The organism is Bacillus sp. RE35, from assembly GCF_052146655.1.
In the GTDB taxonomy this organism is placed as follows: Bacteria; Bacillota; Bacilli; order Bacillales; family Bacillaceae_G; genus Bacillus_A; species Bacillus_A cereus.
Genome location: NZ_CP197377.1, coordinates 3,281,175 through 3,302,972, shown reverse-complemented (window position 1 = coordinate 3,302,972; position 21,798 = coordinate 3,281,175). Strand labels below are relative to the sequence as shown.

Sequence of the window (21,798 nt, the reverse complement as noted above, 5' to 3'; positions counted from 1 at the left end):
CCTAATAAATATTAATATAATTTATGTATAGTAGATATTTACCTTATAAAATAAGGGGGGAATATTATGACTGAGACAAACGAATCTTCAGGAGTTAATTTGAAAAAAGATGTGAAGTTTTCTATTATAATTCCTGCGCATAATGAAGAAAAGTACATTAGAAAATGTTTAGATTCAATTGCAAAGGCATCAGAGGCATATAAAGAGCAAACGGAAGTTATAGTTGTTTTAAATCGTTGTACAGATAAAACAGAGGAAATAGCAAAATCTTATAATTGTGTTACATTGAAAAATAACGATAAAAACTTATCTAAAATTCGAAATGCAGGGGCTAAAATAGCTAGTGGAGAAATAATCGTTACTATAGACGCTGATACCATAATGACAGAGTCTATGTTGTTTAATGTAGATAAATATTTAGCTTCAGGTACATACATTGGTGGTGGGGTGAATGGTAAGTTTGAAAGAATATCTTTAGGAATATTTCTCTCCGCAATGTTAATCATAATCCCCTTACTTTTTAAGTACGGAGCTATATCTGTAGGGATTTTTTGGTGCTATAGAAAAGATTTTATGGCAATCAACGGATTTAATGAAAACATGCTTATGGCAGAAGATGCAGATTTCGCTAAACGTTTAAAAGAGTGGGGAAAGAAAAATAATAAGAAATTCGGTACTATTAAAAATGGAATGATAACTTCATGCAGAAGATTTGATACATATGGAGACTGGACTTTACTTAAAAATCCAAAAGTAATTTTAGCTTATCTAAAAGGAAATGATAGAAAATACGCAGATAAGACATATTATGATAACCAAGAAAGATAAAAATGGAGAAAATCAGAAGAGGATAGCTAGTACTTTTTTAGATATAATGAGAATCCAACTTAATTTAATAGATATTATAAGAAAACCATCAATTTGATTATCTTTTTTCAAATTGATGGTTTTTATTTTTGAAATAAATATGTATTTTTTTATGAAAATATTTTTTGACCCCCATAAAACTATGTATTCCTTCGAATATGTATAGTGAAGAAAATAAATAGAAGAAAAATGACTATGAAAGAATATAGAAGCATTAATAAAATTACTAGATTAAGTGGGCATCCAAAGTAAAAGGATGAAATTACCAATGGTATAGAGGAGAGTTATTCAAGGATTGCAGATAAAATAGAAAAAGAATAAGCAAAACGAACGGTAGAAAATAAGAAAGTAGATAAAAATACAAACTTAACTGTAGTGCCGAGAGAAAAGGAAAAATCATTAAGAAAACGTTAGACTCTAAAAATATAACTAACAGCAAGAAAACGAGACCGAAGAAAAGTACCAAGAAAATCTGGTTAAATGGTCACTTTTGTAGTGGCCATTTTGCTATTTGAAGGAGGCTGGGAGATTACAAGTGTTGAGTTTAGTAATGAAGATCTTAAGAAAACCGAAAATAGAAGATATCGTATGTAACATACAAAACAACGAAGAAGATAAAGAAGCATTTATCGTACAGTATCAGCCTTTTATTAGAAAATCAATCTCATCTGTCTGCCGCCGGTATATTACAGAACAGGATGATGAATATAGCATTGGATTGTTTGCATTTAACGAAGCAATTGAACAGTATTCATATACAAAAGGAAAATCCTTTTTAGCGTTTGCTGATCTTCTTATAAAAAGAGATGTAATTGACTATATACGTAAGGAGTCTAAACATAACTTTGTCTTTTTAAAAGAAGATGAGCAAGAGGAAATGTTAGAAATGCAAGTGTCGCTTACGGAGTATATGAAAGAGATGGAAAATAGTAACCGTAAGGAGGAAATTCTTCATTTTCAAAGTGTGCTAGCTGAGTTTAAAATCACATTCTCAGAGCTTGCTAAAGAATCTCCTAAGCATCGTGATACGCGTGAGCACTTAATAGAAATTGTAAAAATTATTATAAAAGAAGAGGAAATGATGGAAGAGCTGTTCCGAAAGAAAAAGTTACCGCTTAAACATATTGAACCGCGTGTTAGGGTAAGTCGTAAAACGTTGGAACGACATAGAAAATACATTATTGCAATGTGTATTATTTTTGCAAACAACTATACATATATTCTGGATTACATAAGAGGGGAAAAGCATGATGAATAAAGGAATTGTGATGGATATAAAAAAGCATAGCGTAGTTGTTTTAACACCAAATGGAGAGTTTATTACGTGTAAAAGAAAAGGGGATTCTTGCATGATCGGGGAGGAAATCTCATTTGATGAGCAAGAACAAAAAGCATCGCATTTTTCGATCCCTTCCTTTTTAAAACCTGCATCAATACTTGTTGCTTGTTTTCTATTTGCAGTGCTGTTTTTCTACAACCAACCAGAAGAAAAAGTATTTGCTTACGTCTCAGTTGATATAAATCCAAGTTTAGAGGTGAGCGTAACGAAGGATTTTCGTGTTATAGATTTACAGGCTTGTAATGATGATGGAAGGCGTATTTTAAAAGAATTGAAGCAATGGGAAAATAAACAATTACAAGAAGTAATACGTACTATTATAAAGCAAAGTCAAGAGGATAAGTATTTAACGAATGATAAGCAAGTTATGCTAACAGCAGTTGCAAAGGACAAGGCGCTAGAACCACAGTTAGAAAAGGCAATGAAAGAATTGAAGAAAGAATATGAGTTAAAACATATTACAGTTGAATATCAAAGTAGCACGATGCAAGTACGAGAGAATGCTAGAAAAGCTGGAATTGGCACAGGTGTCTATATAAAGCAAGAGAATGAGAAAAACAAATCGCTTACTCCTCCTGCCACGCCGCCTAATCCGGTGGAAAATGAAGAAGAGGTGCAATCACAGCCGGAGTCATCTCCTGATGCATCAATGGATTTATCTCCTGTAGACGAAAAAAAATATGAAAAGCAAGAGCAGAAAGAACAAAAGAAAACAGAGGAACAGCCATCGAAGCAAATAAAAGAAAACAATGGAAGAGGATCTCAGCAAGAAAATAGAGGGAATCAACAGGAGAATAAAAGTAGAGAAGCTCAACAAGGAAATAATGGAAATGGGCAAGGGAACAACGGAAGAGAATCACAACAAGGAAATAATGGAAATGGGCAAGGGAACAACGGAAGAGGATCACAACAAGGGAATAATGGAAATGGGCAAGGGAACAACGGAAGAGGATCACAACAAGGGAATAATGGAAATGGACAAGGGAACAACGGAAGAGGGTCTCAACAAGGAAATAATGGGAACGAGCAAGGGAACAACGGAAGAGGGTCTCAACAAGGGAATAATGGAAATGGGCAAGGGAACAATGGAAGAGATCCTCAACAAGGAAATAACGGGAATCAGCAAGGGAACAATGGAAGAGGATCCCAGAAAGAAAATGACGGAAACGAGCAAGGGAACAACGGTAGGGGGTCTCAACAAGAAAATAGAGGCCACCAGCAAGGGAATGAAAAGAAGAATCAATAGAATATGGAAGTGAGAGATTCATTTCAAAGCTAAAAGGATTTCTCTCGCTATTGTGGGCAGTAAAACTCCCATCTCAAAATTTGGCTGGAGCAAAGAAGTTAGGTGGGAGTTGGGCTGCTTGTAAATGCCCAATTGGTGAGGGCTGATTAAAGTTGCACTTTATTATTTTATAGTTCTATTAAGAAGGAGTATGTGAAAAATATAATGGAGAAAAACATTCAACAAGAGAAAGATAAAGAAAAACCTGTTTTTTATGATCCGAAAGGAAGGAGAAACATAGCCTTTATTTCGTTTCTATGTATCTCAATAGTTAGTGTAGGTGTTGTATTTTATTTTTTCTTTCAAAGTATTTTTTCAACACCAGAAATTCCAAATATGAATACCGCTGTACAACAAGATACTAAACTTGTACCAATTAATCAAAAACTTAGTGATCAGCATTTAAAGAAGGAAGAATTTAACCCAAATACCGGAACGAAGGATAATGAAAATTTGGTGAATCCGCCGAAGGATAGTAAACAACCTAAAGAAGTGTATGGTTTTTATGTAAACTGGGATGAAAATAGTACCGCTTCTTTAAAAGAAAATATCGATTCCTTAACTACGTTAGTACCAGAGTGGTATCATTTAAAAGCAGATTTAACGATTAGAAGTGAGATCAAACCTGAGATAGTAAAGTTGGCAGAAAAAAATCAAGTGAAGATTATGCCTTTGCTTACTAACTATACTGAGGAAGCTTCTGGTCCTGATAGTGGGCTAATTCATAAGTTACTGAATTCCTCAAATGATGTAAAGACAAAGTTTATTAATGATTTAGTAAGCCAAGTTAAAAAGAATCATTTTTCAGGAATTAATATTGACTTTGAGGCCGTACCTGAAAGTGATAGAGAAAACTTAACAAATTTTATGAAAGAACTTACTACGGAATTTCATCAACATGATTTGCTCGTTACACAAGATGTTCCAGCTAATGATAAGGCTTTTGATTATAGTGCGTTAGCAAAAATAATAGATCGAATGATTGTAATGATGTACGATGAGCACTATGGAGCCGGGGAACCAGGACCAATTGCTTCAAATAAATGGTTCCAACATACATTGAAAGAACTGAATATTCCGTCTAATAAGCTTATAGTTGCTTTCGGTAACTATGGATATGATTGGCAAGTAAATAGTAAAGAAGCTGCGAAGTCTTTAACTTTCTCAGAAGTTATGGCAATGGCTCATGATTCAAATATGAAAATTCAATGGGATAAAATGAGTGGAAACCCTTATTTTAGGTATAAAACAGAAGGGAAAGAACATACTGCTTGGTTCTTAGACGGTGTAACTCTTTATAATCAAGTGAAAATCGCAATGGACAATAATGCAAAGGGATTTGCGTTATGGAGACTAGGAGCAGAAGACCCTACAATATGGAAAGTTTTAAAAAATCCGATTGAGGCACAAAAAAATCCTAATGTATTACATAAAATCAATAGTTTAGATGAAGTAAATTATTCTGGACAAGGTGAAATTTTACAGATTGAGAATGAAAGAAAAAATGGATTGAGAGATTTTAAAGTAGGCAAAGATGGTTACCTTACAGATGAAGTATATCAATCCTTACCATCTGCATATGAAGTGCAACGATATGGAAAACCAAATGGGAAACAAGTAGTATTAACATTTGATGATGGACCAGACCCGAAATATACGCCAGAAATTTTAGATATATTAAAAGAGAATCAAATAAAAGCTGCTTTTTTTGTACTTGGTGAAAACGCACAACTAAATACTAGTATTGTAAAAAGAATATACGATGAAGGGCATGAAATTGGCAATCATACTTTCAAGCATCCTAACATAGCTGATACGTCTTTACTACGAACGAAAGTAGAACTTAATACGACGCAACGTTTAATTCAGGAAGTAACTGGACATTCTACGGTTTTATTTAGACCGCCATATGAAGCGGATGCTAACCCGGATTCATCAAATGAAATATTGCCTATTTTACGTGCACAAAATATGAACTATACAATGGTAGCGGAAAAAGTTGATCCCGAAGACTGGGCAACACCATCAACAAATGAATTAGTAAAGCGTGCTCTTAATCCCATTTATAAGGGAGAGGGAAATATTATTCTTCTCCATGATGCGGGAGGGAATCGTACACATACAGTAGAGGCGCTCCCAATCATTATTAAAGACCTAAAAAAGCATGGATATAGTTTTGTAACAATTTCAGATTTAATGAATAAAGAACGAGATGAAATTATGCCTCCTGTTTCTTCTGAGGGGAAGCAATATTTACTTTACAATAAAGCTGTCTTTTCAGGAGCGGGATACTTTAAACATATATTAACTACTATTTTTTATATTGCTATTGGATTAGGGATTTTTCGATTTTTATTCTTAATTTATTTTGCATGGAAGCAGAAAAGAAAAACGTTATCTCGCTATATTAATTCGTCTTATCAACCTTTTGTTAGTGTTGTCATAGCGGCATATAATGAAGAAAAGGTGATAGCCAAGACGATTCACTCAATTTTGAATAGTAATTATAGAGAATTTGAAGTTATTGTTGTGGATGACGGATCGACAGATGGTACGTCAAAAGTAATGAAAGAAACATTTTATAAACACCCTAAAGTTCGTTTCATTCAGAAAGAAAATGGCGGGAAATCATCGGCAATGAACCTAGGGTTTCAACAATCGCGAGGAGAAATCATTGTCACTTTAGATGCGGATACTATTATTGCGCAAGACGCTATTTCTTTAATGGTTAGACACTTTGAAGATCAGAATGTAGCTGCAGTTTCAGGTAATGTCAAAGTGGGGAATAGACGGAATTTGTTAACTACTTGGCAACATGTTGAGTATATTACAGGGTTTAATTTAGAACGTAGAGCTTTTGATGAGTTAAATTGTATTACAGTCGTTCCAGGAGCTATTGGGGCGTGGCGCAAGAAGAATGTAGTTGAATCTGGATATTTAAGCGAAGATACATTAGCAGAAGATACGGATCTTACTATTACATTTTTACGTCAAGGGCATAGAATTGTATATGAAGAAAAAGCGCATGCTTTTACGGAATCACCTGAGGATGTGAAAAGTCTCATTAAACAGCGATATCGTTGGTCATATGGTACACTTCAATGTCTTTGGAAACATCGAAAAGCGTTGTGTAATTCTAAACATAAAACATTAGGGTTTATTGCACTGCCTAACATGTGGTTATTCCAATATGTTCTGCAATTCATTGCTCCTTTTGCAGATATATTAATGATTATAGGACTATTTAGTAGTAATCCGCTAAAAGTTTTAGGATTTTATTTTGTATTCTTTTTAATGGATCTTCTCGCTTCTCTGTTCGCATTTAAATTAGAGGAAGAGAACCCAAAACCATTGGCATGGTTAATTTTACAACGTTTTATTTATCGTCAATTTATGACTTATGTTGTCATTAAATCTATATTCTCATCGCTTCGAGGAGTAGCGGTAGGGTGGAATAAACTAAAGAGACTGGGGAGTGTTAAACATTCCACGGAACATAAGGAGGCATCATAAAAGAGCGGACTATCTGCTCTTTTTTTCATTAGTTTTAGTTAGTTGAATGTAGAGTTGTAGCATAAAAACTGCTGCTTCTATAACGAGATTCCTATTCATTATGAATAGTGAGACAGTATGTTAAGCTAATCCTTTAGTTTCGGACAAAAGTTTTTTTATATTTTTTTAAAATGACGGACACAAAAACGCATATACCTTCGAATTATATATATGGATAACATAAATATGTATATAAAAGGGGAGAAATAAGATGAAAGAAAAAAAAGAAATGTTTCAAGAAATCGCTGAGGTGTTAAAGGTATTGGCGCATCCAGTTCGTCTATCTTTAGTAAAAATAATGCTTGCAAAAGGTCCTACTAATGTAACAACAATGTATGGGGATTTACAAATGCCTCAAAGTACAATTAGTCAACATTTATCTAAACTAAAAGCTGCTAAAATGGTTACAGGTACTCGGAAAGGATTAGAAATTTATTATGAGGTAACTGACAATCGCACAAAATCAATATTAGCATGTTTAGTTTAAATAATGACTTCTATTTCAAAATAAAAAACGCTATTCTTTTCTATGATTTTATAGAGAGAATAGCGTTTTTTATTTTTAAGGAGTATCTTTTTATATGCCTATAGAATGGAGTGAAAGGTTTATGGGTTTAAATGTACCTACTATTACCTTAGGTTCTAATGCGTCTAATAATGAAAAAATTCTCGGTTTAGGGGTGCTTCTTTATAGCTTACGTACAATTGAGATTAGAAAAAGTAGAGCGAGCGCTTAATGAGGCGGAAGTAGTGTTTATATGCGAAACTTTATAGAAATCTCATTTTTCTAATTGTATCTTTTTAGATTGATGGATGTGGGGTCACGTCCATCAATCTAAGAAAACAAGTTAGCTAAAAAACAATGAAAATAAACTTTATAAAAACAAAAAATATGAACGTAGAGGATGAAACAAAGTATATATTGCTTTTTTAGTCATGTAATCTTTTAATTTGATGATCTTTTCCCCATTCAAACAGATTATCCATTATTTGCATTAAAGATTTTCCGTATTCACTTAGTGTGTACTCAACCTTTGGTGGTACTTCTTGATATACGGTACGATAGATAATCCCATCAGCTTCAAGTTGCCGAAGTTGTTGTGTAAGAACCTTTTGTGTAATGTTTGGGATTTCTCGTTTAATTTCATTTGTTCGCATTTTTCCATCCGACAAAATACATAAAATATGAACTTTCCATTTTCCACCGATTACATCGAGTGTTGTTGCAATTGGGCAATTATCATTTTGATTCATATAACACCTCCAAAGGTACTTCAAGGTTCCTATAGTACCTGAAAGTACGTACTTTTCAATTATATGTAACTCATTCATACTAATACGTAAAGGATTGATTAATTTATAAAGGGGCTGGAAAATGATGAGAACACTTGTAATTGTAGCACACCCTCATATTGAAAAATCAAAAATTAATAAAAGATGGATAGAAGAACTTGAGAAACATTCAGATGAAATTACGGTGCATGAATTATATAAGGTGGCACCAAATTGGGAGTTTAATATTGAAGAAGAGCAAAAGTTATTAGTAGAACATGACAGATATATATTTCAATTTCCGCTTTACTGGTACAGCACACCACCATTATTAAAAAAATGGTTCGATGATGTATTAACATATGGATTTGCGTACGGATCACAAGGAGATAAAGTGAAGGGGAAAGAATTTGGTGTAGCTATTTCTATAGGTGGATTAGAAAAAGACTATGAAAATAGTGGGATTACAATGGATGAGTTGACGAAACCATTCCAAGCTACATGCCTATATACAGGTATGGAATTTATACCTTCCTTTTATTTATATGGTGCAGAATATAAACTAAGTGATGAAGAGATTGATAAAAGTGCACCTGAGTATGTGCAATATGTAATGAACAAGAAGTATTCTAATATATAATGAAAAATAGCCATTTACTTGTGAAGTAAATGGCTATTTTATATTTTTCTTATATTCACTAAGTGTAATCTTTAGTAAATTAATAGTTAATCTGGTAAAATAAAAAACCTAACATATATAAAGGGGAGTTTTACTTGAGAACGATGCGACAATTATTACAAAAGAGAGCAATGCAGTCACCAAATTTGGAAGCGCTTGTAGGAGGGAAGAAAAGATATTCGTTTCAGCAATATAATGAACGAGTAAATCAGCTTGCACATTATTTGTTACATAATGGTGTGCAAAGAGGAGATCGTATAGGAATACTATGCAAAAATAATCACCCATTTCCAAGCGTTATGATGGCAAGTTTAAAAATTGGAGCGGTATTTATTCCGCTAAATCATCAGCTTACTGTATACGAATTAGAAACAATTGTAAAAGAAGCGAAATTAAAAGTGTTAGTTATTGATGAAGAATTTAGTGAAGTGTTATTAAATGTTGATGCTGTTAAAGAAATTCCTTATGTAATTCAAACGACAAAAGAAGGTTTTGGTTCATTTGAATTAGAGCTGCAAAAACAGCCAACGACAGAACCGAACGTAGAAGTTCATGAAGAAGACGACGCCATTTACTTATTTACTTCAGGAACGACTGGACAGGCGAAAGCATGTGTAATTGGACATAAAAACTTACATCACTATTTTGCTGAAATTGCGGGACAAAGAGAAATCCCAGCAGGTGAACGCTTTTTATCTGTGCATCCATTGTTCCATATGAGTGGCGTGCTTTCTATTTTAAATTGTATTTATCATGGCGTTACGATGATTTTCTTAGCTGATTCGAATCCTGCTATTATTTGGGATAAGATTGAAGAAGAGAAAATTACTACGATGCTTGCGTTCCCTGCTGTTTATAGTTACATGCTTGATGAATTAAATAAAAAAGAACGTAATATTTCAACCTTTAAAGTAGCACAAAGCGGTGGTACAAAAGTGCCAGAAACACTCATTCAAAAATATATGGAAAAAGGAATATATATGGTGCAAGGTTATGGTAGTACAGAAGGTTGGGTTGTAACCTCATGGCATCCAATGATGGGAAAAGAAAAGATGTCTTCTGTAGGAAAGACCTTGAAAAATGTAGAGGTGAAAATTGTTCATCCGGAAACAGGACATGAACTAACAACAAATGAAGTTGGAGAGATTCATGTGAAAAGTCCATACATGTTTAAAGGGTATTGGAATAATGAAAAGGCGACAAAGAAGGTAGTAAAAGATAACTGGTTTAACATGGGCGATGCTGGCATGATAGATGATGATGGATTCCTGCATATTATGGGAAGATATAAAGACGTTATTATACGCGGTGGTGACAACGTATATCCAGATCAAGTAGAAGATGTTATTCATGAAATACAAGGTGTTTTAGAAGTTGCAGTAGTTGGAGTTCCAGATGACTTTTGGGGAGAGGTTCCAAGAGCTTACATTGTGAAGGATGGCGAAACAACATTAACAGAAGAAAGTATTATTCAGTATTGTAAGGAGAAGTTAGCAAGTTATAAAATACCAGAAGTAGTATTCATAGACGAGTTACCGAAAAACGCTTTAGGAAAAGTGTTGAAGAGGGAATTACGAGATGTAGTTCTTGTGAAATAGAAAATTATAAAACGATGGAGAACCCAGTTATGTATAAGGCATGACTGGGTTTTTATGTATCAAAAACATAATGATTTACTAGATTTTGTATTTTGTGTAAGATAATAAAGAATATTCGAAAAACAATTGAGGGAAGAGATATAAATGAAGCTGCCGCTATTACAGGTAGAGACAGAGAGACTGATGATCCGTCCGTTCCAAAATGATGATTATGAAAGTTGGTTAGATCAATTTTCTTATTGATTATAAAAATAAAGAAATGGACAAATAAGGGGAAAAGAAAATGAAGACTATAAACGTATTTCATTATGACGCATTTACGAATAAACCAAATAAGGGAAATCCAGCAGGTATTGTATTAGAAGCAGATGGATTAACGGAAGAGGAAATGCAAATTATTGCTGAAAAAGTTGGATATAACGAAACAACTTTTGTTCTTTCCTCAGAAGTAGGAGATATAAGAATGCGCTATTTTACACCTGGTTTTGAAATGGATTTATGTGGTCATGGGACAGTAGGGACGATATATGCCTTGCGCGAAAAAGGTTTATTAGAAGAGAAAAGTAACCTTACGATTGAAACGAAGGCAGGGATTTTACCGATACAAATAGGTGTAAATGAAAATGGAGAAACCTTTATTAAAATGAGGCAGACAGCACCTCAGTTTAAAGAATTTACAGGTTCAAAAGAAGAATTAGCTCATAGTATTGGTTTAGAAGTAAATGATTTAGATGTAAGTTTACCGATAGTATATGGAAGTACAGGAAACTGGACTGTAATTGTGCCGATTAAAAATCTAGATGCGTGTGAGAGAATGAAACCTAATAATGCTGCATTTCCATCGGTATTAAAAGAAATACCTAATGCTTCTATTCACCCAATTTGTCTAGAAACTTATGATGAACTAGCACAAATGCATGGCCGTCATTTCTCGTCAGCTTATGCTGGGACGATTGAAGATCCAGTGACAGGAACAGCTTCAGGTGTAATGGGAGCGTATTATGCGGAGTATTTAGAGAAAGATTTTGAACATGAATTGGGTTTAATCGTTGAGCAAGGACAGGAAATAAATAAAGATGGCCGTGTAACTGTTTATGTAACGAAAGGGATAGAAAACGAAAAGTTACAAATAGATATTGCTGGAACAGCGGTGTATGTGAAAGAGTTTGAAGTTTCAATATAAAAAAAGAAAGCCCGGCATACATCCGGACTTTCACTATCTGTTCAATACTTCAATATACGAAGCATCTCCAGTTGTTCTTAAAGCAGAGCGAAAATTGTTATTTTCTAGCGTTTTAGCGACTTGTTGTAATTGCTGTGCATCATCATGATGGATAAGTAAGCTGTCAGCACCGCTTTCTTCTATATGAATATGTTCGACGTTTCCAATGGCATCATGTACAGCTTTTAAAAATTCAGGTTTCATGGTGTCCTCCTATATGTATGTAACGTTTTTATTTAGTATTTCCTTATTTTTGAAATATAAAAGTAAATGAAAGGAGAAATAAAATGAATATAAAGCAGTTTAACGAACATATAACATCACTATTTGGAGAGCATCTTCATAAATACGGCGATGATGAATATGGTTTTACTCATATAAGTAAAGATGAATTTCACAAAATCGGTTACACAACAAATTTAACGTTAGAAACTATTGAAGAAGCGTATAGAAATGGAGTCGATATGATAGTTACACATCATGCGCCGTGGAGTTTTTTATTTGGTATGGAAGAGGCTTGTATTGAGAAATTGAAGCAATATGAAATGAATCATTTTTGGGTTCATTTGCCGTTAGATTTTGTAAAGTTTGGCACATGTACATCGTTATTTAACGGAATTGGGATAGATACAATACTGGAATATTCCACGTATGAGGAAGAAGAACTACCGGGAATAGGAGAATATAAAGAAGCGATTCCTTTTTCAAACTTAGTTGGAAAACTTGAAGAAAGAATGGAAGAGAAAGTGAAGAGCTGGAGAAATCACGATAAACCAGTAAAACGGATTGCGATTTTAACCGGTGCAGGAAACAATACAAATTTGATTGAACGTGCATTAGAAAAAGGGTGTGACACGTACATAACAGGTGAAAAAACATTATATACAGTGCAACATGCGAAATTTAAAGGGATTAATTTAATTGTAGGCAGTCATACGTTTACAGAAGTGTTTGGTGTAGAAAGTTTGGCTCATAAGTTAAAAGAAAGAGATAATTCAATAGAAATTACTAGATTAAATGAAGAACATTTGGAGTGAAGAAATTACATCGCATTACCATCAATGGAATGAACTATATGATGGAATATTGAAAGACGCAGTTGCAATGAAATAAAATTATCTTTTGTTATATTAAGATTTTTAGGAGGGATTCCCTTATGTTTGTCAAATAATGGTAAAGTTGTCTTTTGAATTAAGGGAATATTCGGAGTTAAAGGGTGAGAGAATGGATATTTCAATAATCACTGCACAACTAGTTAAGGAGAAAGTGATTTCACATTATCCAAATAGTGTAAAAGTGTTAAACGGGGGAACAAAAAGTACTATATATTTGTTAGATGAACAATACGTTGTAAAGTTGAATGAATCGGATGTCATACGTGAAGAAGCTTATTTTCTTCAGTTTTATAAAAAGGATGAATTATTTCCAAAGCTTTTTTATAAGGAACCTTTAAATCGCTATATTGTTTACTCATTCCTTGAGGGCACAACTTTTTGCAAACTAGGCCATAAACGGAGCGTTCTTTGTAAACTTGTAAAGGAAGTTATCAATAAGTATGAAGTAGCTACAGAGATTGATGGCTGGGGATGGAAAGAAAACCTAGTTCAATCTTGGAATGAATTTTTAACGACAAATGTGATGGAAGCTCATGAAAATGTAAGACGTTACATAAGTGAGGAAGCGTATAGAACGGTTTTTAAGTTAGCAAATAGTCCAAGTAGGGGGACTGGAATAAATCAGCCATTTTTATTGCATGGTGATCTTGGATTTCATAATTTTATATTTCAAGAGAATAAACTGCACGGTGTAATTGATCCTTTACCAGTGTTAGGAGATCCTATATATGATTTAATTTATGCGTTCTGTTCAACTCCGGAAGATTTAACAAAAGAAACGATTGGTTATGCGATGAAACAATGTGTATTTCATAAAAATGACCGTGATTTATATGAAGAGATAGTCATAGGATTATATTTGCGTATAGATACATGTTTACGGCACCACCCGAAAGATTTAGAAGATTATTTAGCAGCTTGGCGTTATTGGATGGGTGAGGTTGAGGTGACTTTATAGTACAAATATTTTTAGGGGAGATGGTGAGATGAATGTTGCAGAAGCGAAAAAGGATTTACTGTAATTCCATTATCGGTTACAGTTGTCTATTTACTTACTTTTATAAGTTTGTTAATTGAACATAAAAAAGCAGCTTAATAAAAATTTAGGGATAGGGGGAATTATGATGAAAAATTACGTTTGTACAACGTGTGGCGTGCAGTATGCAGCGAGTGTAGAAGAACCGGTGAGTTGTCATATTTGTGATGAAGAGAGGCAATATGTGAATCCAAAAGGACAATCTTGGACGACACTAGAAAGCTTACAAATTGGTGATACATATAAAAATGAAATAATCGAAGAGGAAGATGGACTTTATAGTATTACAACAAAACCAGGATTTGCGATCGGTCAAACGGCATTTGTAGTGAAAACAGAGTCATATCGTTTACTGTGGGACTGTATTACGTATTTAGATGAAACGACAATTACGAAAATAAAAGAGCTTGGCGGATTAGATGCGATTGCATTGTCTCATCCTCATTATTATTCAACGCAAGTAGAATGGGCAGAGACATTTGATGTACCAATTTATATACATGAAGATGATAAAGAGTGGGTGATGCGTCCGAGTAGTCGTATTATTTATTGGTCTGGTGAGTCTTTACAATTAGCTGATGGGATTACTGTACATCGTCTTGGAGGACATTTTAGTGGTGGTTCTGTATTGCATTGGGAAGAAGGTAATGATGGAAAAGGGATTTTGTTAACAGGTGATATTATTCAAGTTGTAGCAGATGAGCGGTGGGTAAGCTTCATGTACAGCTATCCAAACTTAATTCCACTACCAGCGAGGAAAGTGGAAGAAATGGTGAATCGAGTGAAGCCGTTACAGTTTAATCGTTTATACAACGCTTTTCATCGAGTAGTAAAAGAAAATGCAAATGAGGCAGTTGAACGTTCTGCTGACAGATATATAAAAGCAATAGAAGGAAAGTTGTTTCATACGTAAAAGGAGAGTAGCTTAATGAAAAAGTTAGTATGTTTTGGAGATAGTATTACAGCTGATGAAACGTTTTATGATGGAATGCCGAGATTAACACCACGTTTGCAAGAGATGTTTCCGAATTGGATAGTAGTGAATGCAGGTGTTCCAGGTGATAATACATTCGATGCGTTAAATAGGATTGAAGAAGATGTAATATCATATAAACCAGATTTCGTAACAGTTTTTCTTGGTACGAATGATGCAGTTTCTTTTTCTCAAGTGCCATTACAAGCATATAAAGAAAACTTAGAGAAGATTGTGAACCAAGTTTCGTCAGGTAAAGTGCTGCTTATTAGCCCTGCGCCAGTTGATGAAGAGAGGCAGCATAATAGAACAAATGAAGTGCTCTGTCAGTATGCAGACGTGGTAGAGGAAGTGGCAAAAGAAACAGGAAGCTATTTTCTAAATTTGTATGCTGAAATGATTCAAGAACTGAATTATAAAAGGTTTGTAGAAAATGATGAAAAAGATGGATTACACTTTGGTCCAGAAGGTTATGAGTATCTAGCGAAGTTAATTGGTGAAAAGTTAAAAGGGATTTTATAAAAAAAGCAAAGCGATATCGCTTTGCTTTTCATTGTTTTTAGTAAATTAATCTAGAAATGCTTGCTGTAATGCTTTCAGTCCATCGCTGTAAATACCATGAAACAGATTTATTGCTTCTTCATCACTAACCTCAACAGGAGTGAATGTACCAGACCACTCTACTAACGATGTGTTACTTTCAGTACCTTCTTTCACCTGGATTGTAGATAAATAATTAGTGACTGGGAACGGTGCATTCATGATTGAATACGTGTAGTAGCGTTCTTTATCATTGAATACTTCTAAGCGTTCTATAATTGTATCGCCATCTGGATTAGCTAGATGACGTACACGACCGCCTTCCGTTAATTTACTGCTAGGTATATAAGGTAACCAGTCTGGAAGGGAGTTGAAACCTCCGATTAATTTCCATACTTGTTCAGGTGAACCGAAAATTTCCATAGATGTAGTAGTATGTGCCATGTTCATTACGCTCCTTTTTATCTCGATATTTGCGAGCAAATAATCAGTGGGGATGACCCCACTGATTAAGGTTTCAAATTATTTTACGTTGATTGGTAGTGGTGCATTAGGTGCTACTAATTTTTGTTCGCGCATTTCTTCCCAGAATGCTGCTGGAATTACTGTATTTAAGGCGTTTTGGTCTTCTACAATTCGTTCCGGTTTACTTGCACCAGGAACAACAGCAGCAACTGCTGGATTGGCTAGTGAAAATTGTAGTGCAGCAGCTTTGATGCTGATTTCGTGACGATCTGCAAGAGCTTTGATTTTCTCAACCTTTGCAATAATTTCTGGCGATGCTTTTTGATATTCGAAGTGAGCGCCTCCAGCAAGAATACCTGAGCTATATGGGCCACCAACAACAATATCCATATTATGCTTTACAGCTGCAGGCATTACTCGTTGCAATGCACGTTCGTGGTCTAATAATGAATAGCGACCAGCTAATAAGGATATATTTGGTTTCGCTTCTTCTAAATCAAGCATAAGTTCAATTGATTCTACTTTGTTTACTCCAAGCCCCCAGCCTTTAATGACTCCTTCTTCACGTAAACGTGTTAGCGCACGGAATGCTCCTGTTCGAGCAATTTCAAATTGTGAAATCCACGCATCACCATAAAAGTCTTGTGCTAAATCATGAATGAAAACAAAGTCTAGACGATCTGTTTTTAAACGTTTCAAACTTTGCTCGATAGAACGAAGTGTTGCATCTGCGCTATAGTCATTGATCATTTTATTTTTGCGACCAAATTCGAAAAGCCCGCCTTTTTCACCTAAATCACGTGCAGATGGATCTTCTAATTCATCCGAAATAGTTCGACCTACTTTCGTACTTAAAAAGTAATCATCACGATTTCTTTTTGATAGTGCTTCACCAAGACGAATCTCCGCTAAGCCAGATCCATAAAGTGGAGCTGTATCAAAGTAACGAACGCCATTCTCCCAAGCAGCATCCACTGTAGCGATTGCTTCTTCCTCTGGGATATTACGGTACATATTTCCTAGTGGTGCTGTACCAAACCCGATTTTTTCTTTTAGTAATTTACTCATTATAGATATCCTCCTAAAATGTATTTGAAAAATATTTATTCATTGTGAATGGATGTGAAAATGAAAACATGTCATTTTATCGTCTGACAAAATGTATGAGAAAAATACTCACTTTAAAGTAAAGGTACTAACAGGTAATTTCTAACACTGCATGACTCACTCAACTCTTACAAATGCTATTATGAAATGTATTTTACATAATGAAAAGTACGTACTTTAAAGTGATATAGATACTAAAAAGTAATACAGGTACTTTTTGGTGCCGTACTACTCATCTGCTGTTTACGTATGCTATTATGAAACATGTTTAACAGGGTAAAAAGTACGTACTTTAAGGTGCTATAGATACTTAAAAGTAATATTTAAATATTTTAGCTGATTTGTCTTATAAAATTATTAAAGGAGATTTTTATATGAAAACATACAATATTCCTGTAGAGGCAACTTTAGAGGTTATCGGTGGAAAGTGGAAAGTAGTTATCCTTTGTCATTTAAAGAAAGACAAAAAGAGAACGTGCGAATTAAAACAATTAATGTCTGGTATTACACAAAAGATGTTAACGCAACAATTACGTGAATTAGAAGAAGATGGTGTAATCGAGAGAAAAGTGTATAACCAAGTGCCACCAAAAGTAGAGTACTCTTTAACTGATTACGGTCATTCTTTAGATTCTATACTCGATACTCTTTGTAACTGGGGAGAAAATCATCTTGAAAAGAATGGGAACACATCTATGCTTATAACAGCAGCTGAATAAAGAAAGAAAAAACGAACGAGAATACGTTCGTTTTTTCTTTTTGTATAGAGGGAGATTTTTACGCAGCATAATTACTTTTTTGTAATATAGGTACTTTTTTGTGCTGTAGGAACTAAAATGTGCCGTATAGAAAATTATTTGTTTTTACGCAACAATAGAGAAGAAATTTAGAAAAAAGGAGGGAGATCGTGTGAAACAATACAATATACCGATAGAAGCAACTTTAGAAATTATCGGGGGAAAGTGGAAAGTCGTCATTTTATGTCACTTAACGAAAGGAACAAAGCGAACGAGCGAGTTGCAGCGTCTAATTCCTGAAATTTCTGTTAGAATGTTGACGCAACAATTACGTGAGCTAGAAGATGATGGTGTGATTACACGTGAAATCTATAAAGAAATTCCACCCCGAGTAGAATACTCCTTAACTGATTATGGGTGGTCTTTGCAAAATGTATTAAATCAATTGACCGTATGGGGAGAACGATGCATAGATAGAAAAAACACAGAAGTTAAGTGAAATCTCTATATGTAATATTGAAAACACCACCTAATGACGAGGTGGTGTTTTTCGTTTTAAAACTTTAGAAAGTTGTTATGATGAAAAGTAAAATTTTTGAGGACCTGTTTCAGTCATGGGTACTTAAAAGTGCCTACATCACTTTAAAGTACGTACTATGCTTCATAATATAACCGTTTTATAATGACACTCGTAGCAAGAAGTCAGTACAATAACGATTTTAAGCTATGTTCAAAAAGACTTATTAACTAGTATAGTTTTTTGTTCAATTTTTTAGTAGGAGATGTTTTTATGGTTGAAGAACTTTTTTATAAAAAAATACTCAAAAATCTGTTTTCAGATCCAGTTCAAATTACACTTTGGAATGGAGAAACAATCCAATATGGCGAAGGGGAACCTCAATTTCACATAACATTCCATAAGCCACTTTCAAAAAAAGAAATCGCTAAGGATCCTTCTATTGCATTCGGTGAAGCATATATGAATGGGGATCTTGAAATAGAGGGTAACCTTGAAAAAGCAATTCAATCTATTTATAAAAGGCAGGATAGCTTTTTAGGTGATAGTAAGTTGCAATATTTCAAAAGTAAATGGAATTTCTCAAAACAAAAAAATAAAGATGATATTGCTCATCATTATGATATTGGGAACGATTTCTATAAATTATGGCTTGATGAAACAATGACATATTCTTGTGCATATTTCCAAAATGAGCAAGATTCTTTAACGACAGCGCAGCATAATAAAGTGAATCATATTTTGAAAAAGTTGAACCTTCAAAAAGGTGATACGCTATTAGACATCGGTTGTGGGTGGGGTGAACTCATTACAGCTGCCGCTAAACAGTACGGTGTGAAAGCGATGGGAGTAACGTTAAGTGAGGAACAATATGCTAAGACTTCTGAGCGAATTAAACAAGAGGGACTTACGGATTTAGTTGAAGTATCTTTACTTGATTACCGCGATATTAAGAATCATAAATTTGATAAAATTGTTAGTGTAGGTATGATCGAACATGTAGGAAAAGACAACATTACGCAATACTTTGAAACAGTTAACAAACTATTAAATGATGGCGGGATTTCTCTGCTGCATTGCATTACTTCTCCGGCTAATGGTGGTGCTACGAATGGTTGGATTGAAAAATATATATTCCCTGGTGGGTATGTTCCTGCTGTGAACGAATTAATCACGAACATGACAAACGAACAATTTTTTATTGTGGATGTAGAAAGCTTACGTAGACATTACGGAAAAACATTACAACATTGGGCTCGAAATTTTGAAAACGTACTAGAGGAAGTTCGTAAAACGAAAGATGAGCGATTTATCCGCATGTGGCGTTTATATTTAAATGCATGTGCAGCTTCGTTCTTTACAGGTAATATTGATTTACATCAATTTGTATTTACAAAAGGGATTAATGATACAATTCCGATGACACGTTCGTATATGTATGAATAAGAGCATGTAACCAAGTAGCTCTCAAGTCATTGAGTATAAATAAAATGATGATAGGATATAAGTCTATAACGTAAAGTCGAGATGGGAATCAGAAAATGATTTCTATCTCGACTTTTTAGTATATAATTTTAAAATTAAAACTATATACTTTTAAAGAAAAAATATATAATAAATGTAGAAACGAAAATTTATGAGCAAGGAAGTTGAAGAACATGACATTAACAATGGGCTTTATTGGATTTGGAAAATCAGCTAACCGTTATCACCTACCTTATCTAAAGACACGTAATAATATAAAAGTAAAAACGATTTTTGTACGTCAAATAAATGAAGAATTAGCGGCTCCATATGAGGAAAGAGGTGTTTACTTCACTACTGATTTGGACGAATTGTTGAATGACAAAGAAATTCAAGTCGTGACGATCTGTACGCCAGCACATACGCATTATGAATTAGCAAAAAAAGTTATACTAGCCGGAAAATCAGTTATCGTTGAAAAACCATTTTGCGATACAGTAGTACATGCGAAAGAATTATTAGCTTTAGGACGAGAGAAAGGTGTAGTCGTTATGCCTTATCAAAACCGTCGTTTTGATGGTGATTTTTTAGCTGTAAAGCAAGTAGTTGAACAAGGATTCCTTGGTGATATTATTGAGATTGAATCACATATTGATTATTTCCGTCCTGGTTCAATCACTCATGAAGCTCCAAAAGAAGAAGGTTCATTTTACAGTTTAGGTATTCATACGATGGACCGCATGATTTCACTATTCGGCCGTCCAAATACAGTGACATACGATATTCGTAATAATGAAGTGGAAGGTGCGGTTGATAACTATTTCGATGTTGGTCTACATTATGGAAATCAGTTGAAGATTAAGCTGAAAACGAACCATATCGTAGCAACAGATTATCCACGCTTTATCGTTCATGGAACAAATGGCTCATTTATTAAATACGGTGAAGATCAGCAGGAAAATGATTTGAAAGCGGGTATTATGCCTGAGAGTGCAGGATTTGGTGAAGATTCGCCGATGTATTATGGAATTGCTAAGTATCGTAATGCAAATGGTGACTGGATTGAAAAACAAATTAAAACGCCGCTTGGTGATTACGGTCGTTTCTATGATGCAGCGTATGACACAATTGTAAATGGTGCACCAAAACTTGTGAAAGATGAAGAAGCAGTAACGAATATTGAAATCTTGGAAAACGGATTTGCTGCCCCATCACCTTCAGTTTACAAACTTGAGGCTTTACATTTGAATGAATAGAAGAGAGTTTGCAGTATAAAGGAGGTATGGAAATGGCAAGCGGATCAACACAAGTAAAATACCTCGGCATTTATCAAAAGATTAAACAGCAAATTTTAGACGGTGAATATAAAATCAACGAAAAAATTCCGAGTAGCTCCGTCCTTGCTGAAGAATTCGATGTTTCAGCACTTACGATTAAAAAAGCGCTGGATCTATTAGTAAGAGACGGCTACATTATCCGTCGGCGCGGAAGTGGAACAGTGGTACAAGATTGGCATCAGCAGGAAAAGGCACGAATGATTCAAACTTTAACAGGTACGAAAGCTGTTTACGGTAGTGAGGTAGAAAGTAAAATTATCGAGTTTGCGATTGTAGGTGCTGATGAAGTAGTTGCTGAGAAATTGGGAGTTTCAATTGGTGATTTCGTCTATAAAATCATTCGCCTCCGCATCATTCACAGCATTCCGACGATTATGGAGCATACATGGATGCCAATTTCGGTTATCCCAGGTGTTAAGGCTTCTGTTTTAGAGGAGTCGATATACTCACATATTCAAAATAAACTTGGTCTTGAAGTAGGGACATCTGTTGTCAGGGTTAAAGGGATTCGCCCAGATGATAGGGAAAAGCAGTTTATGAACTTAACAAATCAGGATTTCCTAATGCGAGTTGAGCAAGTAGCTTACTTAACGGATGGACGAACTTTTGAATATTCTTATGCAGATCATCTACCGGAAACCTTTGAGTTTGAAACAGTCATTACGGCAAAAAAATTATAAAGAGACATAAAAA

The 21,798-nt window shown here is 34.4% G+C and carries 21 protein-coding genes and 3 pseudogenes; 20 read left to right on the top strand and 4 right to left on the bottom strand.

Going from position 1 to position 21,798, the window contains the following annotated elements:
- Positions 1–66 precede the first annotated feature (66 nt).
- The 6 genes from ACTL4X_RS16975 to ACTL4X_RS16950 all read left to right on the top strand — a co-directional run bounded on the left by ACTL4X_RS16975 (position 67) and on the right by ACTL4X_RS16950 (position 7,780).
- Positions 67–828, top strand: a complete 762-nt coding sequence (locus tag ACTL4X_RS16975) for a glycosyltransferase (RefSeq protein WP_000141007.1) — start codon at positions 67–69, stop codon at positions 826–828.
- 574 nt (positions 829–1,402) lie between these two features.
- A complete protein-coding gene (gene sigI, locus ACTL4X_RS16970; protein WP_002082432.1) occupies positions 1,403–2,125 on the top strand; it encodes an RNA polymerase sigma factor SigI in 723 nt (240 codons plus the stop codon).
- Complete coding sequence (locus ACTL4X_RS16965; RefSeq protein WP_071741103.1) at positions 2,115–3,452, top strand: anti-sigma factor domain-containing protein; 1,338 nt, start codon at positions 2,115–2,117, stop codon at positions 3,450–3,452. The genes sigI and ACTL4X_RS16965 overlap by 11 nt, the downstream gene beginning before the upstream one ends.
- 204 nt (positions 3,453–3,656) lie before the next feature.
- Positions 3,657–7,004 carry a glycosyltransferase gene (locus ACTL4X_RS16960; RefSeq protein ID WP_075678100.1) on the top strand — a complete coding sequence of 1,116 codons (3,348 nt, stop codon included), beginning with the start codon at positions 3,657–3,659 and terminating at the stop codon, positions 7,002–7,004.
- A gap of 250 nt (positions 7,005–7,254) precedes the next feature.
- Positions 7,255–7,530 carry an ArsR/SmtB family transcription factor gene (locus ACTL4X_RS16955; protein ID WP_000660066.1) on the top strand — a complete coding sequence of 92 codons (276 nt, stop codon included), beginning with the start codon at positions 7,255–7,257 and terminating at the stop codon, positions 7,528–7,530.
- Between the two features lie 94 nt (positions 7,531–7,624).
- Positions 7,625–7,780: a hypothetical protein gene (locus ACTL4X_RS16950; protein WP_001121201.1), complete on the top strand. Its 156-nt coding sequence runs from the start codon at positions 7,625–7,627 to the stop codon at positions 7,778–7,780.
- A 193-nt stretch (positions 7,781–7,973) separates the two neighbouring features.
- Here the strand turns inward: ACTL4X_RS16950 and ACTL4X_RS16945 are convergent, their stop codons facing one another.
- On the bottom strand, positions 7,974–8,297 hold the full coding sequence (locus ACTL4X_RS16945; RefSeq protein WP_001072981.1) for a winged helix-turn-helix transcriptional regulator: 324 nt from the start codon (positions 8,295–8,297) through the stop codon (positions 7,974–7,976).
- Positions 8,298–8,421: 124 nt separating this feature from the next.
- Between ACTL4X_RS16945 and ACTL4X_RS16940 the strand changes: the two genes are divergently transcribed.
- The 4 genes and pseudogenes from ACTL4X_RS16940 to ACTL4X_RS16925 all read left to right on the top strand — a co-directional run bounded on the left by ACTL4X_RS16940 (position 8,422) and on the right by ACTL4X_RS16925 (position 11,775).
- Entirely contained in the window at positions 8,422–8,955 is a 534-nt protein-coding gene (locus tag ACTL4X_RS16940) for an NAD(P)H-dependent oxidoreductase (RefSeq protein WP_025921899.1), read from the top strand.
- Between the two features lie 143 nt (positions 8,956–9,098).
- Positions 9,099–10,592 (top strand): class I adenylate-forming enzyme family protein, encoded by a 1,494-nt coding sequence (locus ACTL4X_RS16935; protein WP_002195674.1) that lies wholly within the window; start codon positions 9,099–9,101, stop codon positions 10,590–10,592.
- Positions 10,593–10,736: 144 nt separating this feature from the next.
- Positions 10,737–10,829: pseudogene (locus tag ACTL4X_RS16930) on the top strand (GNAT family N-acetyltransferase); the annotation flags it as partial.
- A 46-nt stretch (positions 10,830–10,875) separates the two neighbouring features.
- Positions 10,876–11,775, top strand: a complete 900-nt coding sequence (locus ACTL4X_RS16925) for a PhzF family phenazine biosynthesis isomerase (RefSeq protein WP_071741105.1) — start codon at positions 10,876–10,878, stop codon at positions 11,773–11,775.
- A 33-nt stretch (positions 11,776–11,808) separates the two neighbouring features.
- Here the strand turns inward: ACTL4X_RS16925 and ACTL4X_RS16920 are convergent, their stop codons facing one another.
- Positions 11,809–12,018 (bottom strand): hypothetical protein, encoded by a 210-nt coding sequence (locus ACTL4X_RS16920; RefSeq protein ID WP_000801653.1) that lies wholly within the window; start codon positions 12,016–12,018, stop codon positions 11,809–11,811.
- Positions 12,019–12,101: 83 nt separating this feature from the next.
- On the opposite strand from ACTL4X_RS16920, the gene ACTL4X_RS16915 reads away from it, so the two are divergent.
- From ACTL4X_RS16915 to ACTL4X_RS16895, 5 genes and pseudogenes are all read left to right on the top strand, one after another.
- Entirely contained in the window at positions 12,102–12,851 is a 750-nt protein-coding gene (locus ACTL4X_RS16915) for a Nif3-like dinuclear metal center hexameric protein (protein WP_001022442.1), read from the top strand.
- Positions 12,852–13,038: 187 nt separating this feature from the next.
- Positions 13,039–13,887 (top strand): phosphotransferase, encoded by an 849-nt coding sequence (locus tag ACTL4X_RS16910; RefSeq protein WP_071741122.1) that lies wholly within the window; start codon positions 13,039–13,041, stop codon positions 13,885–13,887.
- Between the two features lie 42 nt (positions 13,888–13,929).
- Positions 13,930–14,025: pseudogene (locus ACTL4X_RS16905) on the top strand (DUF7010 family protein); the annotation flags it as partial.
- 25 nt (positions 14,026–14,050) lie between these two features.
- Positions 14,051–14,878, top strand: a complete 828-nt coding sequence (locus ACTL4X_RS16900) for an MBL fold metallo-hydrolase (protein ID WP_033689015.1) — start codon at positions 14,051–14,053, stop codon at positions 14,876–14,878.
- A gap of 15 nt (positions 14,879–14,893) precedes the next feature.
- A complete protein-coding gene (locus ACTL4X_RS16895; protein ID WP_071741106.1) occupies positions 14,894–15,460 on the top strand; it encodes an SGNH/GDSL hydrolase family protein in 567 nt (188 codons plus the stop codon).
- A 45-nt stretch (positions 15,461–15,505) separates the two neighbouring features.
- Here the strand turns inward: ACTL4X_RS16895 and ACTL4X_RS16890 are convergent, their stop codons facing one another.
- On the bottom strand, positions 15,506–15,922 hold the full coding sequence (locus ACTL4X_RS16890) for an SRPBCC family protein (RefSeq protein WP_071741107.1): 417 nt from the start codon (positions 15,920–15,922) through the stop codon (positions 15,506–15,508).
- A gap of 78 nt (positions 15,923–16,000) precedes the next feature.
- Complete coding sequence (locus ACTL4X_RS16885; protein ID WP_000040525.1) at positions 16,001–17,011, bottom strand: aldo/keto reductase; 1,011 nt, start codon at positions 17,009–17,011, stop codon at positions 16,001–16,003.
- A gap of 413 nt (positions 17,012–17,424) precedes the next feature.
- Here ACTL4X_RS16885 and ACTL4X_RS16880 point away from each other — a divergent pair, with 413 nt between their 5' ends.
- The 5 genes and pseudogenes from ACTL4X_RS16880 to ACTL4X_RS16860 all read left to right on the top strand — a co-directional run bounded on the left by ACTL4X_RS16880 (position 17,425) and on the right by ACTL4X_RS16860 (position 21,795).
- On the top strand, positions 17,425–17,769 hold the full coding sequence (locus ACTL4X_RS16880) for a winged helix-turn-helix transcriptional regulator (protein WP_000860820.1): 345 nt from the start codon (positions 17,425–17,427) through the stop codon (positions 17,767–17,769).
- Between the two features lie 190 nt (positions 17,770–17,959).
- Positions 17,960–18,286 carry a winged helix-turn-helix transcriptional regulator gene (locus tag ACTL4X_RS16875; protein ID WP_000816335.1) on the top strand — a complete coding sequence of 109 codons (327 nt, stop codon included), beginning with the start codon at positions 17,960–17,962 and terminating at the stop codon, positions 18,284–18,286.
- 291 nt (positions 18,287–18,577) lie between these two features.
- Positions 18,578–19,750: a cyclopropane-fatty-acyl-phospholipid synthase gene (locus ACTL4X_RS16870; RefSeq protein WP_000229037.1), complete on the top strand. Its 1,173-nt coding sequence runs from the start codon at positions 18,578–18,580 to the stop codon at positions 19,748–19,750.
- A gap of 212 nt (positions 19,751–19,962) precedes the next feature.
- A complete protein-coding gene (locus ACTL4X_RS16865) occupies positions 19,963–21,024 on the top strand; it encodes an oxidoreductase (RefSeq protein ID WP_086400971.1) in 1,062 nt (353 codons plus the stop codon).
- 32 nt (positions 21,025–21,056) lie between these two features.
- Positions 21,057–21,795, top strand: a pseudogene (locus ACTL4X_RS16860) (GntR family transcriptional regulator).
- Positions 21,796–21,798: the final 3 nt, after the last annotated feature.